This window comes from Nocardiopsis sp. LDBS1602 (assembly GCF_035818715.1).
Taxonomy (GTDB): Bacteria; Actinomycetota; Actinomycetes; order Streptosporangiales; family Streptosporangiaceae; genus Nocardiopsis; species Nocardiopsis alba.
In genome coordinates, this window is the sequence record NZ_JAYLVW010000002.1 from 326,883 (window position 1) to 352,926 (window position 26,044).

At 69.7% G+C, this 26,044-nt stretch carries 22 protein-coding genes; 11 read left to right on the forward strand and 11 right to left on the reverse strand.

Features of this window, described 5'->3' with window-relative positions:
• Window positions 1–173: 173 nt before the first annotated feature.
• Window positions 174–341, reverse strand: a complete 168-nt coding sequence (locus U9J66_RS09560; protein WP_014910921.1) for a hypothetical protein — start codon at window positions 339–341, stop codon at window positions 174–176.
• A gap of 26 nt (window positions 342–367) precedes the next feature.
• Window positions 368–1,510, reverse strand: a complete 1,143-nt coding sequence (locus U9J66_RS09565; protein WP_014911201.1) for an acyl-CoA dehydrogenase family protein — start codon at window positions 1,508–1,510, stop codon at window positions 368–370.
• A gap of 203 nt (window positions 1,511–1,713) precedes the next feature.
• Between U9J66_RS09565 and U9J66_RS09570 the strand changes: the two genes are divergently transcribed.
• Window positions 1,714–3,747, forward strand: coding sequence for an MDR family MFS transporter (locus U9J66_RS09570; protein ID WP_326337536.1), 2,034 nt, complete (start codon window positions 1,714–1,716; stop codon window positions 3,745–3,747).
• A 121-nt stretch (window positions 3,748–3,868) separates the two neighbouring features.
• Entirely contained in the window at window positions 3,869–5,011 is a 1,143-nt protein-coding gene (locus U9J66_RS09575; protein WP_014909548.1) for an acetyl-CoA C-acetyltransferase, read from the forward strand.
• 55 nt (window positions 5,012–5,066) lie between these two features.
• On the opposite strand, the gene U9J66_RS09580 is transcribed toward U9J66_RS09575, so the two are convergent.
• Window positions 5,067–5,204 carry a hypothetical protein gene (locus U9J66_RS09580; RefSeq protein WP_202423591.1) on the reverse strand — a complete coding sequence of 46 codons (138 nt, stop codon included), beginning with the start codon at window positions 5,202–5,204 and terminating at the stop codon, window positions 5,067–5,069.
• On the reverse strand, window positions 5,201–6,439 hold the full coding sequence (locus U9J66_RS09585) for a winged helix-turn-helix domain-containing protein (RefSeq protein WP_161110689.1): 1,239 nt from the start codon (window positions 6,437–6,439) through the stop codon (window positions 5,201–5,203). The genes U9J66_RS09580 and U9J66_RS09585 overlap by 4 nt, the downstream gene beginning before the upstream one ends.
• 383 nt (window positions 6,440–6,822) lie before the next feature.
• On the opposite strand from U9J66_RS09585, the gene U9J66_RS09590 reads away from it, so the two are divergent.
• Both U9J66_RS09590 and U9J66_RS09595 read left to right on the forward strand, forming a co-directional pair.
• A complete protein-coding gene (locus U9J66_RS09590) occupies window positions 6,823–7,647 on the forward strand; it encodes an exodeoxyribonuclease III (protein ID WP_193789585.1) in 825 nt (274 codons plus the stop codon).
• Window positions 7,648–7,658: 11 nt separating this feature from the next.
• Complete coding sequence (locus U9J66_RS09595; protein ID WP_326337537.1) at window positions 7,659–8,576, forward strand: ribokinase; 918 nt, start codon at window positions 7,659–7,661, stop codon at window positions 8,574–8,576.
• A 78-nt stretch (window positions 8,577–8,654) separates the two neighbouring features.
• On the opposite strand, the gene U9J66_RS09600 is transcribed toward U9J66_RS09595, so the two are convergent.
• Together U9J66_RS09600 and argS are read right to left on the reverse strand one after the other, a co-directional pair.
• Complete coding sequence (locus U9J66_RS09600; protein WP_017533267.1) at window positions 8,655–9,260, reverse strand: YceI family protein; 606 nt, start codon at window positions 9,258–9,260, stop codon at window positions 8,655–8,657.
• Window positions 9,261–9,451: 191 nt separating this feature from the next.
• A complete protein-coding gene (gene argS / locus U9J66_RS09605; protein ID WP_014910098.1) occupies window positions 9,452–11,197 on the reverse strand; it encodes an arginine--tRNA ligase in 1,746 nt (581 codons plus the stop codon).
• A gap of 130 nt (window positions 11,198–11,327) precedes the next feature.
• On the opposite strand from argS, the gene U9J66_RS09610 reads away from it, so the two are divergent.
• Complete coding sequence (locus U9J66_RS09610) at window positions 11,328–11,759, forward strand: protein-tyrosine phosphatase family protein (RefSeq protein WP_326337538.1); 432 nt, start codon at window positions 11,328–11,330, stop codon at window positions 11,757–11,759.
• A gap of 22 nt (window positions 11,760–11,781) precedes the next feature.
• Here the strand turns inward: U9J66_RS09610 and plsX are convergent, their stop codons facing one another.
• The gene (plsX, locus tag U9J66_RS09615) at window positions 11,782–12,864 is read right to left on the reverse strand and encodes a phosphate acyltransferase PlsX (protein WP_017533269.1); all 1,083 of its coding nucleotides are present in this window, start codon (window positions 12,862–12,864) and stop codon (window positions 11,782–11,784) included.
• A gap of 434 nt (window positions 12,865–13,298) precedes the next feature.
• Here plsX and U9J66_RS09620 point away from each other — a divergent pair, with 434 nt between their 5' ends.
• On the forward strand, window positions 13,299–14,642 hold the full coding sequence (locus U9J66_RS09620) for a KamA family radical SAM protein (protein ID WP_017533270.1): 1,344 nt from the start codon (window positions 13,299–13,301) through the stop codon (window positions 14,640–14,642).
• Window positions 14,643–14,871: 229 nt separating this feature from the next.
• On the opposite strand, the gene U9J66_RS09625 is transcribed toward U9J66_RS09620, so the two are convergent.
• Window positions 14,872–15,105: a DUF397 domain-containing protein gene (locus tag U9J66_RS09625; protein ID WP_014912955.1), complete on the reverse strand. Its 234-nt coding sequence runs from the start codon at window positions 15,103–15,105 to the stop codon at window positions 14,872–14,874.
• A gap of 434 nt (window positions 15,106–15,539) precedes the next feature.
• On the reverse strand, window positions 15,540–16,466 hold the full coding sequence (locus tag U9J66_RS09630; protein ID WP_014908428.1) for a helix-turn-helix domain-containing protein: 927 nt from the start codon (window positions 16,464–16,466) through the stop codon (window positions 15,540–15,542).
• A gap of 285 nt (window positions 16,467–16,751) precedes the next feature.
• Between U9J66_RS09630 and U9J66_RS09635 the strand changes: the two genes are divergently transcribed.
• Both U9J66_RS09635 and U9J66_RS09640 read left to right on the forward strand, forming a co-directional pair.
• Window positions 16,752–17,303: an ATP-binding protein gene (locus U9J66_RS09635; RefSeq protein WP_017533271.1), complete on the forward strand. Its 552-nt coding sequence runs from the start codon at window positions 16,752–16,754 to the stop codon at window positions 17,301–17,303.
• Between the two features lie 150 nt (window positions 17,304–17,453).
• Complete coding sequence (locus tag U9J66_RS09640; RefSeq protein ID WP_014908948.1) at window positions 17,454–17,813, forward strand: STAS domain-containing protein; 360 nt, start codon at window positions 17,454–17,456, stop codon at window positions 17,811–17,813.
• An 86-nt stretch (window positions 17,814–17,899) separates the two neighbouring features.
• On the opposite strand, the gene glmS is transcribed toward U9J66_RS09640, so the two are convergent.
• Complete coding sequence (gene glmS / locus U9J66_RS09645) at window positions 17,900–19,753, reverse strand: glutamine--fructose-6-phosphate transaminase (isomerizing) (protein WP_081536471.1); 1,854 nt, start codon at window positions 19,751–19,753, stop codon at window positions 17,900–17,902.
• 332 nt (window positions 19,754–20,085) lie between these two features.
• Between glmS and coaA the strand changes: the two genes are divergently transcribed.
• The 3 genes from coaA to U9J66_RS09660 all read left to right on the forward strand — a co-directional run bounded on the left by coaA (window position 20,086) and on the right by U9J66_RS09660 (window position 25,081).
• Window positions 20,086–20,991 carry a type I pantothenate kinase gene (gene coaA, locus U9J66_RS09650; RefSeq protein ID WP_026124759.1) on the forward strand — a complete coding sequence of 302 codons (906 nt, stop codon included), beginning with the start codon at window positions 20,086–20,088 and terminating at the stop codon, window positions 20,989–20,991.
• Window positions 20,992–21,183: 192 nt separating this feature from the next.
• The gene (locus U9J66_RS09655; RefSeq protein WP_326337539.1) at window positions 21,184–23,322 is read left to right on the forward strand and encodes a HelD family protein; all 2,139 of its coding nucleotides are present in this window, start codon (window positions 21,184–21,186) and stop codon (window positions 23,320–23,322) included.
• A 127-nt stretch (window positions 23,323–23,449) separates the two neighbouring features.
• On the forward strand, window positions 23,450–25,081 hold the full coding sequence (locus U9J66_RS09660; RefSeq protein ID WP_326337540.1) for a tetratricopeptide repeat protein: 1,632 nt from the start codon (window positions 23,450–23,452) through the stop codon (window positions 25,079–25,081).
• Window positions 25,082–25,086: 5 nt separating this feature from the next.
• On the opposite strand, the gene U9J66_RS09665 is transcribed toward U9J66_RS09660, so the two are convergent.
• Window positions 25,087–25,815, reverse strand: a complete 729-nt coding sequence (locus U9J66_RS09665; RefSeq protein ID WP_017533275.1) for a DUF998 domain-containing protein — start codon at window positions 25,813–25,815, stop codon at window positions 25,087–25,089.
• Window positions 25,816–26,044 lie beyond the last annotated feature (229 nt).

The window sequence follows — 26,044 nt, forward strand, 5'->3', positions numbered from 1 at the left end:
GGGGGTCTCGCCGGAGCACACGTCGACGCCATCGAGACCGAGGCCCGGGCGGCCGGTCCCCACCCGCCTACGGGATCGTCCGTTCGTGCCTCGCCGGTCGTCCGAACACCGTGGACCCGCCACCCTCGGGCGGCGGGTCCACGGATCGTTCGATGTCGGGTGAGGGGTGCGGCTCAGCGCCAGGACCAGGCCCACAGCAGCAGGCAGACGAACATGAAGACCACCACGATCCCGGGGGTCGACCAGGGGACGTGGACCTTCCTGCGAAGCCTGCGGACGCCGATGATCAGCAGTACTGCCAACAGCCCCATCACGATGAGGCCGTCCCACGCTCCGCTCATGACCGGGACCCTTTCGGACGGGGGTTCTACAGGCCCAGGCCTCGGCCGACGATCTCCTTCATGATCTCGGTGGTGCCACCGTAGATCGTCTGGACTCGCGCGTCCTGCCAGGCCCGTGCCACGGGGTATTCCATCATGTACCCGTACCCGCCGTGAAGCTGAAGGCACCGGTCGATGACCCGGTTGCACATCTCGGTGGTCCACCACTTGGCCTTGGCGGCGTCCTCGACGGTCAGTTCACCCCGGTTGAGCAGCTCGACCCCGCGGTCCACGTAGGTTCGGGCCAGATCCACCTCGGTGGCCGACTCGGCCAGGACGAAACGTGAGTTCTGGAAGCGTCCGATCGGGCGGCCGAAGGCGGTGCGGTCCCGGCAGTACTCGATCGTGTGCCGCAGTACGAAGTCGGCGGAGGCCACCGCGCAGGTGGCGATGGAGAGCCGCTCCTGGGGGAGGTTCTCCATCAGGTGGATGAACCCCTGCCCCTCGGTCCCGATCAGGTTCGAGACGGGGACCCGTACGTCGTCGAAGGACAGCTCGGCGGTGTCCTGCGCCTTCATGCCGATCTTGTCGAGGTTGCGACCCCGGGTGAAGCCGGGCATGTCGCGTTCGACGGCGATCAGGGAGAAACCCTGGGCCCCCGCCTCCGGATCGGTCTGGGCGACCACGATGACCAGGTCCGCGTTGATGCCGTTGGTGATGAAGGTCTTGCCGCCGTTGAGGACGAAGTCGTCCCCGTCGCGTACGGCGGAGGTGGTGATCCCCTGGAGGTCGCTGCCGGTGCCGGGCTCGGTCATCGCGATGGCGGTGATCAGCTCTCCGGAGGCGAATCCGGGGAGCCAGCGGCGCTTCTGCTCCTCGGTGGTCAGGCCCACCATGTACGGGGCCATGACGTCGTTCTGCAAGGTGATGCCGAGGCCGCTGGCGTGGGCCCGACAGATCTCCTCGTTGACGATCTGGTTGTACCGGAAGTCGTCGAGGCCGGTGCCCCCGTACTCCTCGGGGACCCCGTGCCCGAGCAGCCCGACCTCACCGGCCCTGACCCATACGGATCGGGGCACGATGCCGTCCTTCTCCCACTGGTCGTGGAACGGGACGACCTCCCTCTTGAGGAACTCGGCGACGGTTTCTCGGAAGAGGTCGTGGTCGGCGTCGAAGAGTTCCCGTTTCATGCTCTGCTCCAGAGGGTGTCGGGGGTCACGTTGTTCCCACACGTTAACCGAATCAGATTCGGTTTTGAAGTGCGAGAGGCAAGCCGGGGCAAAGTTCCCGTCCGCGTGGGCGGTTCCCCTGAGAAGGGGAGGAACGGGTTCCTACTCTGGCCGCAGCGGGGCCGCCGTCCGGGGCGGCCCGCCGGACCGGGGGAGACGATTCGATGGCACGCGCCGGCACCGCCGACCGAGGGGAACGGGACGGCCGGCGCGGCGGTCGCATCGCGCTGATCATGACCTCCCTGATGCTCACCGTCCTGCTCTCCGCGCTGGACCAGACCATCGTCTCCACCGCGCTGCCGACCATCGTGTCCGAGTTGGGCGGGCTCAACCACCTGTCCTGGGTGATCACGGCCTATCTCCTCGCCGTCACCGCCTGCACCCCGCTGTGGGGCAAGCTCGGCGACCAGTTCGGCCGCAAACGCCTGTTCCTGACCTGTATCGCGGTGTTCCTCGCCGGGTCGGCGTTGTGCGGGGCCGCCCAGGACATGCTGCAACTGGTGCTGGCCCGCGGCTTCCAGGGCATCGGCGGCGGCGGGTTGATGGTGCTGGCCTCCGCGATCATCGGCGACGTGGTCTCTCCGCGCGAACGGGGCAAGTACCAGGGGCTCTTCGGCGCGGTCTTCGGGGTCTCCAGCGTCGCCGGGCCGTTGCTCGGTGGCCTGTTCGTCGACCACCTGTCCTGGCGCTGGGTCTTCTACATCAACCTGCCGCTGGGGCTGCTGGCCTTCCTGACGGTGCTGTGGGTGCTGCCGAGCCGGAGCCCCGTCGGACGGCAGAACATCGACTACGCGGGCATCGTCCTGATCGCGGCGACCGCCGTGTGCCTCACCCTCGTCGCCTCCTGGGGCGGCAGTGTCCACTCCTGGCTGTCGTGGCAGATCATCGGCCTGTCCGCGGCCGGAGTGATCTTCGGGATCGGATGGTGGTTCACGGCCCGAAGGGCCCCGGACCCGGTCATGCCGCTCGGCCTGTTCCGCGACCCCACCATCGTCGTCTCCATGGGCATCAGCCTGTGCGTGGGCTTCGCCATGATGGGTTCGATGGCGTTCCTGCCGCTGTTCCTCCAGATCGTCCACGGTCTGTCGCCCACGGCCTCCGGGCTGCACCTGCTGCCCATGGTGCTGGGCATGTTCCTCACCTCGATCACCAGTGGACGCCTGGTCACCCGTACAGGCGTGTACAAGCCGTACCCGATCGCGGGCATGGCGCTCACCTCGCTCGGCCTGTTCCTGATGTCCCGGATGGGCCCGGAGACCTCCCTGGTGGAGATGGGGCTGTACTTCTTCGTCCTGGGCGCCGGTCTGGGACTGGTGATGCAGGTGGTGGTCGTGGTCGTGCAGAACGCCGCCTCCTACGACAACCTGGGGGTCTCCACCTCCGCCGCGACCTTCTTCCGCTCGATCGGCGGCTCGTTCGGCACGGCGGTGTTCGGCGCGGTCTTCGCCGGACAGCTCGCCGGGAATCTGGCGGCACGGGCCGGCGCGCTCGACCTTCCGCCGGGGGTGGACCCCGCTCGTCTGGAGAGCGACCCGAGGGCGCTGGACTCCCTCTCCCCGGCGACCCAGGCCGGTTTCCTGGAGGCCTACGCCGACGCCATCGACACCGTCTTCCTCTGCGCGGTCCCGGTGGCCCTGGTCGGGTTCGTCCTGGCGATCTTCCTGAAGCAGATCCCGCTGCGCACCACGATCGGCACCCCGGACCTGGACGAGACCGTCGCCCCGGTCGCCACCCCGAGTCGCACGGCGATCGAACAGGTCGAGAACGAGATCTACCGGGCCTGCGGGGCGGAGGGCGCCGAGACGATGTACGGGCGTCTGCGCGAGGCCGCGGGGCTGGACCTGTCCATCGAGGCCTGCTGGGCGCTCAGCCATCTGGGCGTCAAGGGGCCGATGACCGCGGCCGAGCTGGCCCGGATGTCCGGACTGCACGATTCCCGGTGGGAGGCCGCGCATCGAGAGCTGCTGGAGGCCGGATACCTGGTGTCCGAGGAGGAGCCGTGGGAGTTGAACTGGCGCGGGGAGGACGCGGTCCGAAGCCTGTACGAGGCGCAGCGCACGGCTCTGCGTTCCCTGCTCGCCGACTTCGGGCCGGACGAACATCCCGACGTGTTCGAGGTCCTGGAACGGGTCACCGGGGGCACTCTGAGCGCCGAGAACGACATCGGTGGCCTGGGGCGTTCGGGGGAGTCCTCCTGACGCGGACGGCCTCACACGGTCGGATCGGATGGAAAGCGGGGGGCGGGGTCTTGCCGGCCCGGTGAAACCGAATACAGTTCGGTTTATCAGGACGTCACATCCACGCCCTTTGGAGGACCCCGTGGCCGAGGCATACATCGTCGGCGCAGTACGTACCCCCGTCGGCACCAGGAAGGGCGCGCTGGCAGCCGTGCACCCGGCCGACCTGGGAGCCCACGTCCTCAAGGAACTCGTCGAGCGCACCGGGGTCGACCCGTCCGCCGTCGAGGACGTCATCATGGGCGTCGTCAGTCAGGCCGGCCCCCAGGCCCTCGACCTGGCCCGTACCGCCTGGCTGTCGGCCGGGCTGCCCGAGACCGTCCCCGGCGTCACCCTGGACCGCCAGTGCGGCTCCTCCCAGCAGGCCGTCCACTTCGCCGCCCAGGGCGTCATGTCCGGCACCCAGGACCTCGTCGTGGCGAGTGGAGTGGAGAACATGGGTATGGTGCCCATGGGCGCCAACGTCCAGTTCGCCATCGACAACGACCTCCCGCTGTACGGCGAGGGGTGGATCGAGCGTTACGGCTTCCAGGAGATCTCCCAGTTCCGCGGCGCCCAGCTCATGTGCGAGAAGTGGGGCTACAAGCGCGAACAGCTGGAGCGCTTCGCCCTGGAGAGCCACCGACGCGCCGCCGTCGCCTTGGAGGAGGGCCGCTTCGACTCCCAGATCGCCCCGATCGCCGGGGTCTCCCGGGACGAGGGCGTGCGTGCCGACACCACCATGGAGAAGATGGCCGGCCTCAAGCCGCTGCGCGAGGGCTGGGAGCTGACCGCCGCCGTGGCCAGCCAGATCTCCGTCGGCGCCGGCGCCCTGCTCATCGCCTCCGAGCGGGCCGTCGAGCGGCACGGCCTGACCCCGCTGGCCCGGATCGTCCAGCTCTCGCTGGTCGGAGACGACCCGGTCTACATGCTCACCGCTCCGATCCCGGCGACCAGGATCGCCTTGGAGAAGGCGGGTCTGGGCATCGACGACATCGACGTCACCGAGATCAACGAGGCCTTCGCCCCGGTCCCGATGTCGTGGATCGACGAACTGGGCGCCGACCCGGCCAAGGTGAACCCCAACGGCGGCGCCATCGCCCTGGGTCACCCGCTGGGCGCCACCGGTTCGATCCTCATGACCAAGCTGGTCAACGAACTGCACCGCACCGGCGGCCGTTACGGCCTCCAGACCATGTGCGAGGGCGGTGGCCAGGCCAACGTCACCATCATCGAACGGGTCTGACCCCACGCCTCGACGGGGCCGCCTCCCATCCCGGGACGCGGCCCCGTCCGCCGGTTCAGGGCAGGACCACCTTGATGTTCTCGAAGAAGGCCTCCAGCCCTCCTTCACCCTCCGACCAGGAGCCGAAGGGTTCGGAGCACTTGAAGACGTAGTGCAACTCGTCATCGCCCTGCCAGAGGCCCCAGACCTTCACCGCATCGATGCCGGAGAGGAAAGGCCCTCTCCGGCCACGCCGTTCTCCAGACCGAGCCAGACGGCCATCTCCTTCAACTGTTCCACCAGCTCGGGCATGGTGTCGGCGGGGGCGTCCGGCTCCAGGGTGACCCGGCGGGCGAGCAGGGTGCCCGAGGCGCGGTCGGCCTTGAGGTCCACCCGGGCCACCAGATCGTCGCCCAGCAGGAACGGCAGGACGTAGTAGCCGTGCACCCGCTTGGCGGCCGGCACGTAGATCTCCAGCCGGTAGCGGAAGCCGAACAACTCCTCGGCCCGATCGCGGGTCCACACCAGTGAGTCGAACGGGCTCAGCAGCGCACGGGCCTCCACCTTGCGGGGCACGCGGGCGTCCCGATGCAGGTAGGCGGGGCGTTCCCAGCCCTGGACGGTGACCGGGATCAGCTCTCCGGCGTCCACCAGGTCGGCGACGGCCTTGCGGGACTCGACCGCCTTGAGTCGGAAGTAGTCGCGCAGGTCGGGCTCGGTGGCCACGCCGTGCGCGCGGGCCGCGATGGAGACCAGCCCACGATGGGACTCCTCCGGGGTGGGGAGGGGCGCGGTGTGGATCTCGGTGGGGAGCGCGCGTTCGGGCAGGTCGTAGCGGCGTTCGAACTGGATGTTGCGTCCATTGGAGGTGAGATCGCCGATCCAGAACAGGTACTCCAGGCACTTCTTCACCTCGGACCAGTTCCATCCCCAGTGGTCCTTGCGGCGCGGGGCGTCGTGCGCCAGGGCCGCCTCGACCTCGCGGGCGGTGGCCGGGCCGATCCGGGCGACCTCCTCGCGCACCGCGGTGAGCAGTTCCGGCCGCTCCTCGCGGATCCCGTTCAACCACCCGACCCGTTCCTGGGCGCGGTTGCGTTCCATCCGGTGACGCATCAGCAGGTGGGTCGAGGGCGGTACCAGGCTCGCCTCGTGGGCCCAGCACTCGACCAGGCGGGCCCGACCGGAACCGACGGTGGAGGTGGCGGCCCGGTCCAGCAGGGCGGTGTCGTAGCCGCCGAGTCTGGCGAAGATCGGCAGGTACTGGCTGCGGGCCAGAACGTTCACGCTGTCGATCTGGAGGATCCCGATCCGGCCCAGGACCCGGGCCAGGTGGGCGAGGGTCGGTTCCGCCCTGGGGCGCGGGTCGGCGAAGCCCTGGGCGGCCAGGGCGATCCGTCGGGCCTGGGGCAGGGAGAGTTCGGCGTCGCGACGAGGATGGGGTTCGGCCATGCCGCCAACCTAGTCCGTGCCGACGACATTTCTCGGCACCTCTCTATGGAAGAGAGCTTTTCTCCATTTAGGGTGTCCGAAAGGGGGCTCTGGAAGGCTGAATCCCCACCAAGGGGGGTTGGGAAGTCGCTATGACGTCGGGTTCCTCCACTTCCTCGAAAAAACCTTGTGCACGATGCGAACCGGAGGGGGCGAGGGCCCGTCCAACGCAACGCGACGGAAACGGACCGATCATGTGCCGGGAGTCGCGTGACCCCGGTGCGGAGGACGGCCGCACCGGGGTCTTTCCGTATCCGCCCACCGAGCAACGCTCGATGACGCCGTCGCGGAGGTCCGAGCGCAGGTCAGAGCGGGACGTCGGCGCGATGATCTAGCCTTTGGCTGTGCGTATCGCGACATGGAATGTGAACAGTGCCCGCGCCAGGGCCGAACGGATCGGCGACTGGCTGGACCGGAGCGACATCGACGTCGTCGCCATCCAGGAGACCAAGGCCCGTGACGACCAGTTCCCCGCCTCGGTCTTCACCGACCGCGGCTACGAGGTCGCCCACCACGGGCTCTCGCAGTGGAACGGGGTCGCGATCGCCTCGCGGGTGGGGCTCGACGACGTGCGGATCGGGTTCCCCGGCCAGCCCGGTTACGGCGACCCCGAGGAGCGCGAGGCCCGGGCCATCGCCGCCACCTGCGCGGGCGTCCAGGTGTGGAGCCTGTACGTGCCCAACGGGCGTGAGGTCGACCACCCCCACTACGCCTACAAACTGCGCTGGTTGGAGGCTCTGCGCGAGGCGGGCGTCGCCCGGTTGGCGGAGGACCCCGAGGCGCAGATCGCCTACGTCGGCGACTTCAACATCGCCCCTCAGGACGACGACGTGTGGGACATGGCCGCCTTCGAGGGCCTCACCCACATCACCGAGCCGGAGCGGTCGGCCTTCCAGGCCCTGATCGACGCGGGGTTCGACGAGGTCGTGCGCGAGCACACGCCGGGTCCGGGCGTGTACACCTATTGGGACTACAAGGGGCTGGCCTTCCCCAAGCGCAGGGGCATGCGGATCGACTTCGTGCTCGCCTCGCCCGCGCTGCGGGCCCGGGTGACCGGGGCCTCCATCGACCGCGAGGAGCGCAAGGGCAAGGGGGCCTCCGACCACGCCCCCGTCATCGTGGCCCTCGACGGGGCCGATGACCGGCCGGTCGACCGGCAGAAGAAGTAGTGAGGACGACGGTGAACGCGAACACGGAGTCGAGAACGCCCGCGGTGGCGGTGCTCGGCAGCGTCAACATGGACCTGGTCGCCTACGTGGACGAGGTGCCGGGCGGCGGCGAGACCGTCACCGGGACCGACTTCCGTCAGGTCCCCGGGGGCAAGGGCGCCAACCAGGCGGTGGCGGCCGCGCGGGCGGGCGCCCGGGTGGCCTTCCTCGGCGCGGTGGGCGACGACCTCTTCGGCGCGGAGCTGCGCGCCGATCTGAGGGAGAAGGACATCGACGTCACGGGTCTGCGCACCGTGCCCGGGGTGTCGGGGGTGGCGCACATCGTCGTGGACGGGCGCGGCGGCAACCGCATCATCGTGGTCCCCGGGGCCAACGGCGAGGTCACCGGGGTCCCCGAGGAGCACCGGTCGCTGTTGGAGGGGGTCGACGCCCTGTTGCTCCAGCTCGAACTGCCGATGGAGGCGGTGACGGCGGGCGCGCGGCTCGGCCGTGAGAAGGGTGTGCCGGTCTACCTGACGCCGGCTCCGGCGCGGGAGCTGCCGGACGAGCTGCTGGCGCACGTGGACGTCCTGGTGCCCAACCAGCACGAGGCCGCCGCGATCACCGGGTACGACGAACCGCGCGCGGCGCTGGCCGCGCTGCTGGAGCGGGTGCCCGAGGTGTTGTTGACGTTGGGCGAGGACGGTTCCCTCTACGGCCGTCGCGGGGAGGAGCCGGTGGCGGTTCCGGCGCGTCGGGTGACGGCGGTGGACACCACGGCCGCGGGCGACACCTTCTGTGGTTCCTTCGCGGTCGCGCGCGCGGAGGGACGTTCCCCGCGTGAGGCGATGGAGTTCGCCGCGGCGGCGGCCGCGATCTCGGTGGGCCGGCGCGGAGCCGGTGCCTCGATGGCGTCGCGGGACGAGGTCGAGGCGCTGCTGCGCGGATGACGACGGGGCCCTTCGGGGCCTCGTTCGTTTCGGGCGGGGATTCCTACGGCTCCGGGTGGGGACGGCACCCGGAACGGCTCAGGAGATGTGCCCGATCTGTCGCAGAAAATCGTCGGGGTCCTGGTCCTGGATCCGGACCTCCAGCACGATGTCCACGTTGTCGCCGACCATCCGGCCGCCCCAGGGGAGCGGTCCGCCGTCTCCGACCTCGAAGTCGGAGAGGGAGAGCCGGGTGGTGGCCGAGAAGAAGTGGCCGTAGGTGCCCTCGGGGTCGCCGTAGTCGGGGGCCTCGCCGACCCATTCGGTGCTCAGGGTGACGGGGCGGACCACGCCGTGCAGTTCCAGGTCCCCGTGGAGGCGGAAGGAGTTGCGGCGGCGGTCCGGCTCCACCCCGGTGGAGGTGAAGTACAGGCTCGGGTGGTTCTCCACGTCGAGGAAGTCGGCGGAGCGCAGGTGCGCGTCGCGGGCGTTCACCCCGGTGTTGAGACTGGCGGTCTCGATCTCGACCTCGACGGAGGACAGCGTGGGGTCGTCGGCCACGTGGATCCGTCCGTGAGCCTGTCCGAAGGTCCCCTGGACCCGGCCGAAGCGCAGGTAGTGGGCGACGAAGATGAGGCTGGAGTGCAACGGGTCCAGGTACCACGTACCCGGTCCGGGGCCGAAGGCCGCAGGGGTGGATGCCATTGGCGAATGCTCCCTATTTGTCTGGTATGCGTGTTTCGTCCACATACCTTAGGTGCGATGTCCCACCGGTCGATCTGGTTCCGACCGGTCGTTCGCGAGACATTCGACTCGCCTCGAACACCCTCCGGAGCCTCTCCGGACGGCCGGAAGGGCCGGAGCGAACGCCCCGACCCTTCCAATGGTGACCTCGGTCACATGTACTCGGGGGCCTCCACACCGAGCAGGTCCAGACCCCGGACCAGCACCCGCAGGGCCACGGCGACCAGGGCCAGCCGCGACTCCCGCTCGGCGTCGGTCTCGGCGGTCAGCACCGGGCAGTGCTCGTAGAACGCGGTGAGCGTCTGCGCCAGCTCGAACAGGTACGTGGACAGGCGGTGCGGCTGGAGGAGGTCGCCGACCTGCTCCACCACGGCGCCGAAGCCCAGCAGCTTGAGGGCCAGGTCGCGCTCGGCGCGCTCGGAGACCGTGATCGGACCCTCGATCCGGGCCGGGTCCACCTCTCCCTTACGGAAGATGGAGCGGATCCGGGCCTGGGCGTACTGAAGGTAGGGGCCGGTGTTGCCGGTCAGCGCCAGCATCCGGTCGAAGTCGAACACGTACTCGGTGTCGTGCGAGACCGACAGGTCCGCGTACTTCACCGCGCCGATGCCGACCTTGCGGGCGATCTCCGCCCGGCTCTCGGCGTCCAGGTCGGGACGGTTCTCGGCGACCACCGCGGCGGCCCGCTCGACCGCCTCCTCCAAGAGCTGCATGAGCCGGACCGGGGCGCCGCTGCGGGTACGCAGGATCTTGCCGTCGCTCCCGAGCACGTTGCCGATCTGCACGTGCGTGGTCTCCACGCTCTCGGGCAGCCAGCCGGCCTTGCGGGCCGTGGCCCAGACCATCTTGAAGTGCATGGCCTGCGGGGCGCCCACCACGTACAGGATGCGGTCGGCCTTGAGGTCGTCCACCCGATAGCGGACGGTGGCCAGGTCCGTGGTCGCGTAGCCGTAGCCGCCGTCGCTCTTGCGGATGATCAGCGGCACCGGCTTGTCCTCACGGCCGGTGAAGCCGTCGAGGAACACGCACAGGGCGCCGTCGCTGATCTCGGCGATGCCCTTGCTCTCCAACTCGTCGCACACGTCGGCGAGCATGGCGTTGTAGCCGCTCTCACCGGCGAGGTCCTCGTCGGTGAGGGTCACGCCCAGCTTCGTGTAGACCCGGTTGAAGTAGACCTTGGACAGACCCACGAGCTTGCGCCACAGACGCAGCGTCTCCTCGTCGCCGCCCTGGAGGGCGACCACCCGGCGCCGGGCACGGGCGGCGAAGTCGTCCTGGCCCTCGCCCGAGGCGTCGAACTTGTTGCGGGCCGCCTGGTAGAAGGCGTTGGGGTCGGTGGTGAGCAGGTCGGCCTCGTCGGAGGCCTCGCCGACCTCCAACAGGTGCTCGATGAGCATGCCGAAGGGGGTGCCCCAGTCACCGATGTGGTTCTGCCGGACGACGTTGTGGCCCAGGAACTCCAGGGTGCGGGCGAGGGAGTCGCCGACCACGGTGGTGCGCAGGTGACCGACGTGCATCTCCTTGGCCACGTTGGGCGCGGAGTAGTCGATCGGGATGTTCAGGCGCTCCTGCTCGGGCACGCCGAGACGGTCGTCGGTGAGGAGGCGACCGGCCTGCTCGGCGATCCAGTCCTCGCGGAGCGTCAGGTTGATGAAACCCGGACCGCTGACCTCGACGTCACGGCAGACGTCGGACACGTCCAGATGTTCCATGATCGCCGCGGAGACCTCGCGGGGCTTACGGCCCAGGCGCTTGGCGAGCGCGAGTGCCGCGTTCGCCTGATAGTCGGCGAACTGGGACGGGCGGATGACGGGGTCGGTGTCGGCGAACTCGGGGCCGAAGGCGGCGCCGAGGGCGGACTGGACCCGTCGCGAGAGTACTTCCTGCGGGTCGGCCATACCTCTAAGCCTACCGACCGGCAACACCTGTCCCTACTGATATGAGGGAGGACACGATGCGGACTCCACGAGGGATGGAGGTCGCGATCCCCCGCCCCGGAACAGGGGAGGGCCGAGGAAGGGAGAGTCCATGGAGGAGCACTGGGATCCGGACGCCCCCGGGGTGATGACGTTGCCCTCGGGGCGGCTGGTGCGAGGTCGGGCGTTGGCCCTCCCGCTCCCCGAGGGGCCGCGTCCGGGATTCGCGCTGTATCTACTGGACCAGGAGCCGCCGGCGGTCCCCTGGGTGTCCCGGTGGGTGCGCTGGGAGGACTTCGGACTGCCCTTCGACGATCGTGATGCCGCGGCCCGGTTCCGGGAGGCCCTGGAGCGGGCGGGCACGGAGCGCGTCGAGGTGGCCTGCCTGGGCGGGAGGGGGCGTACCGGTACGGCGCTGGCCCACCTGGCCGTCCTCGACGGAGTGCCCGCGGAGGAGGCGGTCGCCTACGTGCGCGAACACTACTCGGCGGCGGCCGTGGAGACCCCCGAGCAGGAGGCCTACGTGAGGGCCTTCGAGGGCTGAGGCGGGCCGGAACGGTCGGTGGTCACTCCGACTGGCCGCGGCGGTGGAGCCAGTTCGGGGCGCGGTGCTGCACACGCCGGCGGACCTGTTCGTCGACCCGGCCCCGCGCCAGGTCGTGGGCGAGCCGGCAGGCCTGGGCGATACCGGTGGGGTGGCTGTCCCCGTGGGCGATCACCACCGTGCCGTTCAGGCCCAGCAGGGCGGCCCCGCCGTAGGTCTCGCTGTCGAAGCGGTCGCGCATCCTGCGCAGGGCGCCGCGCTGGAGGACCGTCCCCGCCTTTGCCAGGGGGGAGGAGGTCAGCGCCTCCTTCACGGCGTTCAGGGTGAACTCGGCGGTGCCCTCGACGGTCTTGAGCGCCACGTTGCCGGTGTGCCCGTCGGTCACCACCACGTCCACGCGTCCGGCGAGCAGGTCGTGTCCCTCGACGTTGCCCCGGAAGTCCATGCCCTCCGGCCCCTCGGCGGCGGCGGAGAGCAGTTCGACGGTGCGTCGGATCAGCTTGTTGCCCTTGCCGGGTTCCGAGCCGATGGTCAGCACGCCCACACGGGGGGCGTCGATCCCGAAAGCGGTCCGCGCGTAGGCGCAGCCCAGGTGGGCGAACTGGACGAGCATCTCCGGTTTGGCGTCGGCGTTGGCGCCGGCGTCCACCAGGATCGTGGGGGTGGGGAGGGTGGGAAGGGTCACCGCGAGGGCGGGGCGCAGTACGCCGGGAAGGGTCCGCAGGCGCACCGTCGAGGTGGCCACGATGCCCCCGGTGGACCCGGCCGAGACCAGGGCGTCGGCGTCGCCGCGTCGGATGAGACGACAGGCGACCGCGGCGCTGGAACGAGGGCGTCTCCAGCTCGCCAGGGCCCCCTCGTGCATCGCGAGCTCGTCCTCGGCGTGCACCACCGGGACGTCGCGCAGGGCGCCCTCCTCGGCGAGCAGGGCGGCGATCTCGGTGCGTCTGCCCACCAGCAGGACCTTCAGGCCGTGTTCGCGGACGGCGGTCACGGCCCCCCGCACGATCTCGTCGGGCGCGTTGTCGCCGCCCATGGCGTCCACCGCGATGATCGGCGACGACGTGAGCGGAGCGGGGAGGTCCGGGTCGGATGTGCCACTCATCTCGGTCGCTTTCTCACAGGGTGGATCGGTGGTCCGGGGAAGGTGACGGGACACCCGTTCACGCGGCTCGGAGGGGGCGTGGGCACGGGCCGCGCGCTCCCTTTCCAGGGTGCCTTCGAGTGGGGTGTCGCCACGTTATCGCGTCGCCCTCGTCACGTCCGTGTGTGGCGCGTTCGTACACTCATGCGAGGATACTTCCAGTATGTCCAGGTCAGAGCTGGACTTTGCGTGAGATGGGTACAAATCCCCTAGTCGGGGTATATCCGCTCGCTGGTTCCGGTGTTCGGACTACTCCGTGCACAGGACATAACCGAATTTCCATCCCCGGGTGGCCCGGTACCCGTATGCCGGCGTCCCCGGATCAGGGCTGCCCTCCTTCTCCGGAGGGTCCCTGTCTACCGCAGGAGAGGAGAGGCGTGAGCGTTACGCCAGACGTGGCACAGGGCCCGTCCGCCGGACGTCGGTTTCGTGCCTACACGACGAAACACCTCGACGAGTTCACGGCGCGAGCCGGGCTCCCCGCCGATGAGCGGCTCGCGGTCAAGGCGGTGGCGCATGTGCTGCCGTTCCGCGTCAACAGCTACGTCATCGACGAGCTCATCGACTGGGACGCCGCTCCGGACGACCCGATCTACCGCCTGGTCTTCCCGCAGGCGGACATGCTGCCCCACGAGGACGTCTCCAGGATCGCCGACCTGCTGACCTCCGGCGCCGGGCGCAAGGAGCTCAACGAGGCCGCCAACCAGGTGCGCGCCAAGCTGAACCCGCACCCCGCGGGCCAGATGGACCTCAACGTGCCCACGCTGGGCAACGAGGAGCCCATCCCGGGGATCCAGCACAAGTACAAGGAGACGGTGCTCTTCTTCCCGAAGCAGGGGCAGACGTGTCACGCGTACTGCACCTACTGCTTCCGCTGGGCGCAGTTCGTCGGCGACGCCGACCTGAAGTTCGCGTCGGGCGAGATCGACCAGATGGTCGAGTACGTGCGTTCGCACCCCGAGGTCACCAGTGTCCTGTTCACCGGTGGCGACCCGATGATCATGGGCGAGGGGGTCATCTCCCGCTACATCGAGCCGCTGCTGGAGATCGAGCACCTCGAGGCCATCCGTATCGGGACCAAGGCGCTGGCCTACTGGCCGCAGCGCTTCACGACCGACCCGGACGCGGAGGACACGCTCCGTCTGTTCGAGAAGGTCGTGGCGTCGGGCAAGAACCTCGCGTTCATGGCCCACTTCTCGCACCCGAACGAGATGCGTCCGGAGCTCGTGCAGGAGGCCGTGCGTCGGATCCGCGCCACGGGCGCCGTCATCCGCACCCAGGCGCCGCTGATCCGTACGATCAACGACGACTCGGCGACCTGGGAGAGCATGTGGCGCACGCACCTGCGTCACGGCATGGTGCCCTACTACATGTTCGTGGAGCGCGACACCGGCCCGCAGGACTACTTCGCGGTGCCGCTGGCCGAGGCCTACGACATCTTCCGCGGTGCCTACCAGAAGGTCTCGGGCCTGGCCCGGACCGTCCGAGGCCCGTCGATGTCGGCGACCCCGGGCAAGGTGTGCGTGGACGGCGTGACGGAGATCGCGGGAGAGAAGGTCTTCGTCCTCCACTTCATCCAGGCGCGCGACCCGGAGCTGGTGGGTAAGCCCTTCTTCGCCAAGTACGACGAGAAGGCGGCCTGGCTGTTCGACCTTCAGCCGGCCCTGGGCGCCACCCACTTCCCGTGGGAGAACGCCCCGGTCGGAGACAACGGCCTGGTGGACCCCACTCGCCTGTAGGCGGGGTCCGAGGTCCCGTCCGCCGCCCCTTACGGCGGCCGGGGCCGTTCCCGCGCCGCCCCTTGGGCGCGGGCCATGGAGAACAGACGGGGCCCGGCACCTGGTTGGTGCCGGGCCCCGTTGCGTGTGAGCGCCGTGGACGGAAGGTGGCCGTCGCAGGACGGGAGTGGACCGCGCGGCCGGCGGCGCACACACGTTTTTTCCGTTGTGGTCTGTGGTTCGTACGAGGTCAGCCCAGGAGGGCGTCGAAGTCGCCCGTCTTGGCCCCTCGTACGAAGGCCTCTATCTCGGCGGAGGTGTAGACGAGCGCGGGGCCCTCGGGGTCGCGGGAGTTGCGGACCGCGATGTCCCCGTCGGGGAGGGTGGCGATCTCGACGCAGTTCCCGTCCGGGTTGCTCCAACTGCTCTTGGTCCATGTGACCTGCAGCCGGTCGGCGGGAACGCCGTTGTAGATCGGGTGCATCCTCAACCTCCTGGAACTTCGGGGGACTGGTGAGCGGGTGTCCACGATGGCTCCAGCACGCCGTGCCCGTCAGGGCCGGGCCACCATGGCCGGACGTCTCGTCCGAGAATCGGTCCGCTTCTTCCAGGGTGGTCCTCTGTCTCCTTCCGAGCCCACAGCGTAGCTCATGCACGTGCATCCGTGATTGCATCAGTAAAAACTCATGTGCACCCCATAAGGGGAGACAGGGTGAAAGGCCAGGTCATCGCGGGTTTTCGTGTTGCGAGAATGGCCGGGTGTTCTCGGATCGTTCTCCACTCGTGGCCAAAGGTGGACACGGTGAAAGTCGATGTCCAGGGCCCAGGGTGATCGATCGATCACAGAAGGTGTCGGCCTCTGTGCGACGAAAGGCCCCGGTCGGAGCCGGGGCCGTGGGGATCGCGGTGTCGGGAGGATCAGTCCCGGTGGAGCTCCAGGAAGCGCTCGAGGATGCCCTGGGTGTCGGAGGGGCGCGGGGCCTGGGTGGCGAGGTGGTCCATGGTCTGCGCGTAGCCGCTGGTGTCGTCGAACTTGTCGAAGTACAGCGCGCTGTTCAACTGCTCCAGATAGACCACGTCGGGGAGCTGCGGTGTGGGGAAGCGCAGGATGCTGAAGGGGCCGCCGGCCGCCGGGTGGCCGCCCATGGCGAAGGTGGCGATCTGGATCGTGACGTTGGGGCGGCGGGACATCTCGATGAGGTGCTCGATCTGGCCGCGCATCACCCGGGCGTTCCCGTAGGGGCGGTGCAGGACCGCCTCGTCGATCACGGCCCACAGCCGAGGGGCGGTGTTCTCGGCGTCGTTCTCGATCGTCAGGCGGCGCTGGCGATGCATGCGCATGTGCACTCGACTGTCGACGTCCTCGTCGGAGGTGGCCGTGCGGGAGAGCCGTATGACGGCGCGCGCGTAGTCCTCGCTCTGGAGCAGGCCGGGGACGAACTGCACCTCGTAGGTGCGGATCATCGAGGCGGCCTCCTCCAGGCCGACGTAGACCCCGAACCAGTGGGGCAGTACGTCGCCGTACTGGTGCCACCAGCCCTGGGCATTGGCGCTGGAGATCAGCCCGAGAAGTGCCTCTCGCTGTTCGCGATCATCCACTCCATAGAGTTTCAGCAGGTCATCGACATCGCGATGTTTGAAACTGACCTGGCCCAACTCCATTCGACTGATCTTGGCGTGGGAGGCGCGGATCGCGTAACCGGCGTCGTGCCGGGAAATACCCTTCTCCTGGCGCAACCGCCTGAGCTGGGTGCCCAGCAGAATGCGCAGAACGGTCGGGCCACCACTGGAATTGGCCAGAAAATCCTGTGTGACCTGGTGGTTCTGTATCGGATCGGCTACCACTTCGCCTCCCTAGAGCGGTATTGGCGTGAGCGGCGGCTCAGTATACCTACGGAGTTCCCTCTCGAACGGTACTCGGACCCGTTTCACCGAAGGTCCAAGGTCCCCTTCTTCGCATCTCCGGTAACGGAGGTGAATTCTTCGAGTCGCCCCCTACCGATGGGGGGAGTTCGTCCTATAGGGTTGCCGAACGTTGAGCTGCACGTGCATCTGTGTCTTACGTCTGTAAGGCACGCAGGGGCACGGAGGCGGTGGACGCGTGAACCGACATCACCCGTGAGGACAGTGATGAACGTAGAGCTGATGCCCCTGGAACCGGCCGCCGGGGCATCCTGGGACCCCCCCTCCCCGGCGGAGGCCTCCAAGGCGGTCCCGGGAGGTTGGTGGGATCCCTCACTCGGGAACCTGCGGATCGACGAGGGCACCCTCGGGGTCGGCATGGCCGGTCACGCCTACGCCGCGGTCCCGACCTCGGTGAGCCGGGCCCGTCGCTTCGCGGTCGCCTGCCTGGCCGAATGGGGGATGCCCGCGGCCGCCGACGACCTCGGCCTCATCGTCTCCGAACTCGTCGGCAACGCCTGCCGCCACGCGGTCACCGGTCGAATTCCCTCACGTACACGCGTCCTCCTCCAGCTCCGTCCGCTCCCCTCCATCGACGCCGTCGTTTGCATGGTCTCCGACCCCGAGACCCGAGGGCCCGCCCAGGCGCCGACGGACCGGTTCGCCGAATCCGGACGAGGGCTCGGCCTGGTCGCCGCGTTCAGTCGAGAATGGGGTTGGAGCACCGTCGCGGGACAGGGCAAGGTCGTCTGGGCGATCTGCGGTTCCGAACCACGCTGACCGGGAACACCCCTCCCCAGGGAACGGAGCGCGCTCGGGGGCGGGGATCCACGGCTCGGGCCTTCGACCCGAGTAGGCTGTCGGTGCATGTCGGTATTTGCCCGACAGCGACAGAGGATCCCCACAGACCCCGAACAGCGGGAGTAAGGCGTGGCCGTACTGGACTCGGACCGGGAGCGCTTCCCGTGCGATGGTCTCGCCGTCGTGCGCTTGGAGGGCGAGATCGACATCGCCACGGCCGAGGACGCCTACGTCCGTCTGCGTGAGGCGGTCCTGGAGAGCTGTACGGTCGTCGACCTGTCCGAGGTCGGGTTCATCGACGCCTCCGGGGTCAATGCCCTGGTCGGGGCGACGCGTCTGGCCACCGGCCTGGGTCGTCACCTCCTCGTGGCCGGACCTCCCGGGCAGCTCCGTCGGATCCTGGACGTCCTCGACCTCAACGACCTCCTACCGACCCACCCCGACGCCGAGGCCGCCCGGGCCACGCACGTCACCCACGCGCTGTCCTGAACGGCCCCCCGAGAGGGGCCGAACGACGACGGGGCGCGCCCGGCGGAGTACCGCCCGACACGCCCCGCCCCTCGAGGACGTGAGCCCTACTCCACGGTCACGCTCTTGGCGAGGTTGCGCGGCTGGTCCACGTCGTTGCCCTTGGCCAGGGCCAGTTCACAGGCGAACACCTGCATCGGGATCGTCGCGACGATCGGCTGGAGCAGGGTCGGCACCGCCGGGATCTCGATGAGCACGTCGGAGTACGGACGCACCGCCTCGTCGCCCTCCTCCGCGATCACGATGGTGCGGGCGCCGCGGGCGCGCACCTCCTGGATGTTCGACACGATCTTGTCGTGCAGCACCCCGCGCCCCTTCGGGGAGGGGACCACGACGACGACCGGGAGGTCGTCCTCGATCAGCGCGATCGGACCGTGCTTGAGCTCGCCGGCCGCGAACGCCTCGGCGTGCATGTACGCCAGCTCCTTGAGCTTGAGCGCGCCCTCCATGGCGACCGGGTGGCCCACGTGGCGGCCGAGGAAGAGCACCGTGCTCGCGTCGGCGAGGGAACGGGCCAGCTCACGGACGGGCTCGACCGTGTCCAGGACCTTCTCGATCTGCTCGGGCATGGTGGCGAGCTGGGCGATGACGGCGTTGATCTCGTCGCCGAACTTCAGCCCGCGGACCTGGGCCAGGTAGAGGCCGACGAGGTAGCAGGCGGCGAGCTGGGTGAGGAACGTCTTGGTGGCGGCCACCCCGACCTCCGGGCCGGCGTGCGTGTACAGCACACCGTCGGACTCGCGCGGGATGGTCGACCCGTTGACGTTGCAGATGGACAGGACCTTGGCGCGCTGCTCCCGGGCGTAGCGGACCGCCATCAGGGTGTCCATGCTCTCGCCGGACTGGGAGATCGCGATGACCAGGGTCTGCTGGTCCAGGATCGGGTCGCGGTAGCGGAACTCGCTGGCGACCTCCACCTCGCACGGGACCCGGCACCAGTGCTCGATCGCGTACTTGGCGATCAGGCCCGCGTGGTAGGAGGTGCCGCACGCGATGATGACGATCTTCTCGACCGTGCGCAGCTCCTCCGGGGTCAGACGCATCTCGTCGAGGGTGAGCCGGCCGTCGGTCGAGACGCGGCCCAGGAGGGTGTCGGCGACCGCGCGCGGCTGCTCGACGATCTCCTTGAGCATGAAGTAGTCGTAGCCGCCCTTCTCGGCGGCGGAGGCGTCCCAGTCGACGTGGTACTCGTTCACCTCGACGGGCGTGCCGTCGTAGTCGGTGACGACCACGGAGTCGGCGCGCAGCTCCACGACCTGGTCCTGGCCCAGTTCGATGGCGTCACGGGTGTGGGCGATGAACGCGGCGACGTCGCTGGCCAGGAAGTTCTCACCCTGGCCTCGGCCGACGACCAGCGGCGAGTTGCGGCGGGCGGCGACCACCAGGTCGGGGTCGTCGGTGGAGACGGCGACCAGGGTGAAGGCGCCCTCCAGACGCTTGCACACATCGCGCATGGCGCCGGCCAGGTCACCGTCGCCCCGGCGTCCCAGCTCCACGGAGAGCAGGTGCGAGGCGACCTCGGTGTCGGTGTCGGAGAGGAACTTGCAGCCTTCCTCCTCCAGCTCCTGCCGGAGGGCGGCGAAGTTCTCGATGATGCCGTTGTGGACGATCGCCACACGGTTGCCGTTGTCGACGTGAGGATGGGCGTTCACGTCGTTGGGGGCACCGTGGGTGGCCCAACGGGTATGCCCGATGCCGGCGCCCTCGCCGGTCACGGGGTTCTCTTCCAAGGCCTTCCGAAGGTTGGCGAGCTTGCCCGCCCTCTTCTCGGTGCTCAGGGCACCGTCGCCCAGGACGGCCACACCCGCGGAGTCATATCCGCGGTACTCCAACCTTGCCAGGCCGTCCACGACGACCTCGAGCGCCGGTTGCGGCCCGACGTAGCCAACGATTCCGCACATGGCCGACAGCGTAAGCGAAAAGGGTGGGCGAATCGACCAACCAGCGTGTCATACCACTGCTTGTTTTCCCAGGTAACGGTATAGACCATTTGGTGTATGGGGGGTAGACCACGCAGGTGGGGCCGCTGGTCGAGACCACGAGTGGAACCGGTTCTACCCGGCTCGGCGCGGGCGAAAAAACCTTCGCCGACATGCGGACGAACATGTGGTTTCGGGCACGTTCCGGCTTCAGTCGGGAAAATGGGGGACCGTCCGCCCGGAGTGGGAGGGCGGCTCGTCTAGGGTGGTCAACCGTGTCTCACGCGACGAAGAACGGCTTCTCCTCGCCCTACGTGGAGTTGGACCGCACAGCCTGGGCCGCGCTCCGCGCCTCCACGCCCCTATCCCTCACCGAAGCCGACCTCAACGAGCTTCGCGGGACCAAGGACCCCACCTCCCTGGAGGAGGTGAGGGACATCTACCTGCCGCTGTCACGGCTGCTCAACCTCTACGTGGGCGCCACCCAACAGCGACACGCCGCCGTGCGCGCCTTCCTCGGGGAGACCGGGCGGCCCTCCCCGTTCATCATCGGGGTCGCGGGCAGTGTCGCCGTGGGCAAGTCGACCACGGCCCGGCTCCTGCGCTCACTGCTCGCCCAGTGGCCCAACCACCCCGACGTCGAGCTGGTCAGCACCGACAACTTCCTGTACCCCAACGCGGTCCTGAAGTCGCGCGGCCTCATGCGCCGCAAGGGCTTCCCCGAGAGCTACGACCGGCGGGCCCTGGTCCGCTTCGTCTCGGAGATGAAGGCCGGCGCCGACCGGATGGACATCCCCGTCTACTCCCACCTGCACTACGACATCGTCCCCGACGAGCGTCAGACCGTGCACCGCCCCGACATCCTCATCGTCGAGGGCATCAACGTCCTCCAGCCCGCGACCGCCGGACGCCTGGCCGTCGCCGACTTCTTCGACTACTCCATCTACGTCGACGCCAAGGTCGAGAACGTCCGCAACTGGTACCTGGACCGCTTCCTCGAACTCCGCCGCACCGCCTTCTCCGACCCCCGCTCCTACTTCCACCACATGGCCACGACGATCGGCGAGGAGGAGGCGCTGGGGTTCGCCTCCGACACCTGGCGCACCATCAACGAGGTCAACCTCGTGGAGAACATCCGACCCACCCGGGGCCGGGCCACACTGGTCCTGTTCAAGGGGGAGGACCACCGGGTCAGCCGGGTCCGTCTGCGCAAGACCTGACCAGAGGGTGACGAAGGCGACGAAACGGGCGACCCCCGCCCGTTCGGGTAGGCTTCCTCCTTCGGCCTCGTCACCCCACGGGGTCTTGTACGCGCTCATGGATCGGAACGAACCGGGCCTTCACGGCGACCGGGGCGGGACCGCGCGTACGCGCGAAGCCGCGTCCTGTCCCGCCGACATCCGAGGTCCTTCATGACCGCCACCGATCCCACGATCGCGCCCGAAAACCCCGAACTCGTCGCCGAACGCCGTCATCTGGCCGCCGCGCGAGCCGCCCTTCGCCGTATGCGCGAGGAGGTCGACGCCACCGAGCTGCTCTTCGGCGACGTCGTCAAGGACAAGGTCACCGACGCCGCCCTGCGCCGCGGTCGGGAACGCCGCCTCGCCGCGCTGTCCGACATCCCCGACGCGCCCCTGTACTTCGGTCGCCTGGACTTCGACCAGGGCACCGTCTTCCTGGAGGAGGACGTGAGGCCGGACGAGGAGTACGACCGGATCCACATCGGCCGTCGCCACGTGCACGACCCCGAGGGCCGCCCCATGGTCCTGGACTGGCGGGCGCCGATCAGCATCGCCTACTACCGGGCCACCCCCGCCGACCGGATGCTCACGCGTTCCCGGCGTCGCTACGGCTTCACCACCACGACCGGCCCCGACGGAGAGCCCGAGAGCCACCTGACCGCCTTCGAGGACGAGGACCTCCTCGGGGGAGGGCAGGGCGACGGCGTCGGCGTCGGCGGAACTCTCCTCGACGCGGAGATCGAACGCCCCCGCACCGGTCCCATGCGCGACATCGTCGCCACCATCCAGCCCGAGCAGGACGACCTGGTCCGCGCCCCGCTGGAGACCACACTGTGCGTCCAGGGCGCTCCGGGCACCGGTAAGACCGCCGTGGGCCTGCACCGCATCGCGTACCTGCTCTACACCGAACGCGCGCGCCTGTCCCGTTCCGGGGTGGCGATCATCGGACCCAACCGCTCCTTCCTCTCCTACATCCGCGACGTGCTCCCCGCCCTGGGCGAGGTGGACGTCCACCAGACCACCGTCCTGGAGCTCATCACCCGGGATCTTCCCGAACGCTCCCGTCCCGCCAAGGGGTGGGTCGGACGCACGGAGACCCCGAGCGCGGCGCGGATCAAGGGTTCGGCGGTGATGGCCGAGATCCTCCGTCGCGACCTGTGGTCCCACCTGCGCTCACCGGAGGAGACGATCGTGGTCCGCAGGGGAGCGCGCCGATGGCGCCTCTACCCCGAGGACGTGCGCCCGCTCCTCACCGAACTGGCCGAACGAGGGATCTCCTACGGTTCCGGCCGCGAACTGCTCTCGCACCGCATGGCGCACGTACTCCTCACCCTGATGGAGGCCGAGGGGGAGGTCTGCGACGACCGCACCCACACCAGGGTCCGTCGGGATCCGGCGGTGCGTGCGGCGGTCACCGCCCTGTGGCCCAAGGTCGACCCGCTCAGGATGGTCTTCGGTCTGCTCACCGACCCCGAACGGCTGGCCCGGGCGGCCGAGGGGCTGCTCGCCCCCGAGGAACAGGCCGCTCTACTGCTGCCGGGCAAACCCCGGGGGCCCAAGTCCGCCCGATGGTCGGAGGAGGACCTGACCCTGGTGGACGAGGCCGCCTCACTGATCGAACGGCCCTCCGGTATGGGGCACGTGGTCGTGGACGAGGCACAGGACCTGAGCCCGATGCGGTGCCGGGCGGTCGGCCGGCGCGGTGGTTCCGGTTCGTTCACGGTGCTGGGCGACATCGCCCAGGGGACCGACCCGTCGGCGGCGCGTCACTGGTCGACCCTGCTGGAGCACCTGGGCAGGCCCGATGGACACCTGCACGTCCTGGACCGGGGCTACCGGGTCCCCGCTCAGATCATCGACTTCGCTGCCGGGCTGCTGCCGACCATCGCCCCGGGCCTCGGCGCCCCCGTCGCGGTGCGCCGCTCTCCCGGCTCGTTGCGGGTCGTACCGACCACCGAGGAGGAGCGGACCGCCGACCTGGCCCGGGCCTGTCGTGAGGCGCTCGAAGGCGACGGCTCGGTGGGGCTGATCGCCGCCGACGACCGACTCCCCGCGCTGTGCGAGGCCTTGGCGGCGGAGGGGGTGGAGGCACCCCCGATCGGCGAGGTCGGTCTGGACGGCGCCCGTCTGGTCGCCGTCCCCGCGAGCCTGGCCAAGGGTCTGGAGTTCGACGCGGTGGTGGTCTCCGAACCCGCCGAGATCGTCGAGGCCGAGGAACGCGGGGCCAACCGGCTGTACGTGGTGCTCACCCGCGCGGTCGGTTCCCTGCACGTGGTCCACGCCCGCCCCCTCCCGGAGCAGCTCGTCTGACCGATCCCCCGGACGCGTCTGGCCTCTTTCGGGGGGTCCGGCGCGCTCGCCGGAGAATCGTATGAAACCTCACAGCGGTTTTCCACGTCGGACCGGGTGCGACGGACACGCGAGAAGGGGGAACGGTATGAGGGGCGTGGTCCTCGACGATCTCAGGAGGCCCTCCGGTACGGGGGACCCGGGGCTGGACCGGCGACTGTGGCGGGCGATGGAGGGCGTGGGGACCATCGATCCCGAACGGGCCGTCGAGGATCTGCGCGACCTGCACCGGGAGGTGGTGGAACGGGTGGGGGCCGGCCACCCCGAGGCGCTGACGGTCCGTGTCCACATGGCGTTGTGTATGGAACGCAAGGACGACCCGGTGGGCGCCGCCATCGACCTCAGCGGTCTGGTGGGGGAGCTGTCGGAGGACATCGGCCCCCTGCACCCGCACATGCTGGCGTTGCGCGCGGAGATCGCCCGCCTGTGGGGCGAGTCCGATCTCGTCGACCTGGCCGCGGACAGCTACGAGCGACTGGCCCGCCTGCTCGAGCAGGCGCGCGGCGCCGACGACCCGGGGACGCTCGCCGCCCGTGAGCGCTTCGCCTGGTGGACGGGGAAGACCGACCGCCCCGAGGCGACGGCGGAGGCCTACGACGACCTGCTCGACCGGCGACGTCGGGCCCTGGGACCCAACCACCCCGAGGTGTTGGAGACCCGGACCGAGCTCGTGCGGTGGCGTCTGGCGGCGGGGGACCCGGTCGGGGCGGCCCGGTGCGGCGAGGACGAGGTGGCCGCCTACGAACGGGTGCGGGGCGCGGGCCACCCCGACACCCTGGCCGCTCGGTCGCGGCTGGTGCGTTCCTATGAGGCGGCCCACGACCCGGCGGGCGCCGTCCGGGCCTGTGAGGGGCTGCTCCGGGCCCGGCTGATGACCCAGGGTCCCGATGAGCGCGAGGTCCTCAACACCCGTCGGACGCTCGCCCACCACCGTGTCTCCTCGGGCGACCCGTTGCGCGCCGAACGGGACTACGAGGAACTGCTCACCGACCTGGCCCGTCTTCTGCCCGCGGATCACCGGATCACCCTGCTCACCCGGTTCGGCCGCGCGCGTCTGCTCTTCCTCCTCGGGGAGACCGAGACGACCGGGGCGGAGCTGACCGCGATCCTCCCCGACCTGGAGCGGGTGGTGGGGGAGGATCACGAACACGTGCTGGAGGCCGGCTTCCTCCTGGTGGCCTCGCGCGTCACCACCGGCGACGCGGGGGAGGCCCTCGACGAGGCGGAGGCGCTCCTGCCGAGGCTGAGTCGCCGTCACGGCGACCGCCACTACGCGACCCTGTTCGTCCGCTCGCAGGTCATGGAGGGCCGGGGCGATCCCGCCGCGCTCGACGTCCAACGGGAGCTGCTCCGTGAATGGGAGAGGCTGTTGGGGCCGACCCACCCCAACACCCTGGTGGTCCGGTTGCGGCTGGCCACCGCGGAGGAGTCGTCGGGGGAGCCCGACCGAGGGCGCCTCGACGGGCTGTACGAGGAGTTCGCCCGGTCGCTGGGGCCCGACCACGGGCTGACGGTGATGTTCCGGGCGCTGCTCATCACCATGGACGAGGACGAGCCCACCGCGCTCGAGGAGCTCGGCGAGCTGTACCACGGGTGCGTACGGGCGCTGGGGACCGACGCCCCCGGCACCCGGGCGGCCCTGGAGGCCTACACCGAGTGGCTGGGGTTCGTCGTCGGTAGAGAGGGGGCCCCGGAGCGGCCGGAGCGGCGCCCCGCGTGACCGGTCTAGGCCGCGCGTTCGGGGATCCGGCGGGCCCGGCGGGTCCGCTTCCACTGTCCGGGCACCAGGCCCACCGCCAACAGCCACAGGGCGACCGTCACCAGGTGGAGACGTTCGGCGAGACCGAGCGCGACGCCGGGGGAACCGTCTCCGGCCGAGGCGTACAGCAGGGACGCGAGTACCAGCACGACCACCACCGCCACGGCCTGCGCAGCGGTGATCAGCGCCAGGACCGGCCAGGCGCGCTCCCCGGCCCGACGCCGGTCCAGGGTGAGCGCGATCGCCGACACCAGCGCCGCGAGGATGGAGATCACGGCGATCGGGGGCTGGACGGCCGTCGCGCCGTCGACCCCCTCGACCAGGGTCTCCACGGCGCACGCCGCGTCCGTGGAGACCACGCACCGTCCGGGCAGCAGGGAGGCGGCCAGCGAGGCCGCGCCGAACACGGCCATCGACCACCAGGCGATCGTCAGGAGTCGGCGGGGGCGCGTGGCCCCCAGGGTCAGGCCCAGGCCCGCGGCGAGCATCACCAGGATCGCGGCGGTCCGATGCGCGCTGTCCAGGAAACGGCCGAAGGAGGAATCGGGATCGGCGAGCGCCCCGCTCGTGGAGTCCGGGCTCCCGACGAAGACGATCTCCAGTGTCCACAGGCTGTAGACGAGGGCGGCCATGACCGCGGCCACTCGCCCGTCCCGGTAGTCCCAGTGCAGGGTGCTGGTGTTCGAGTAAGGCATCGCGTCCCCAATCCGCCGATGACTCTTCTATACCTCTCGGACGCTTCGAAACACCCGTACGGTTCCATCCCCGTGCGGACACCGGCCGTTCTGGGACCCTACGTCACCCGACTCGCGGCGGCACCGTTACCCACGGGTGCGTGTTCGAGCGGCATCATCGTGGAACATCACGGGAACACCGGTCGGGCCGGAACCGGAGAAGGCCATCGACGACCGACGGAAGGGCGCA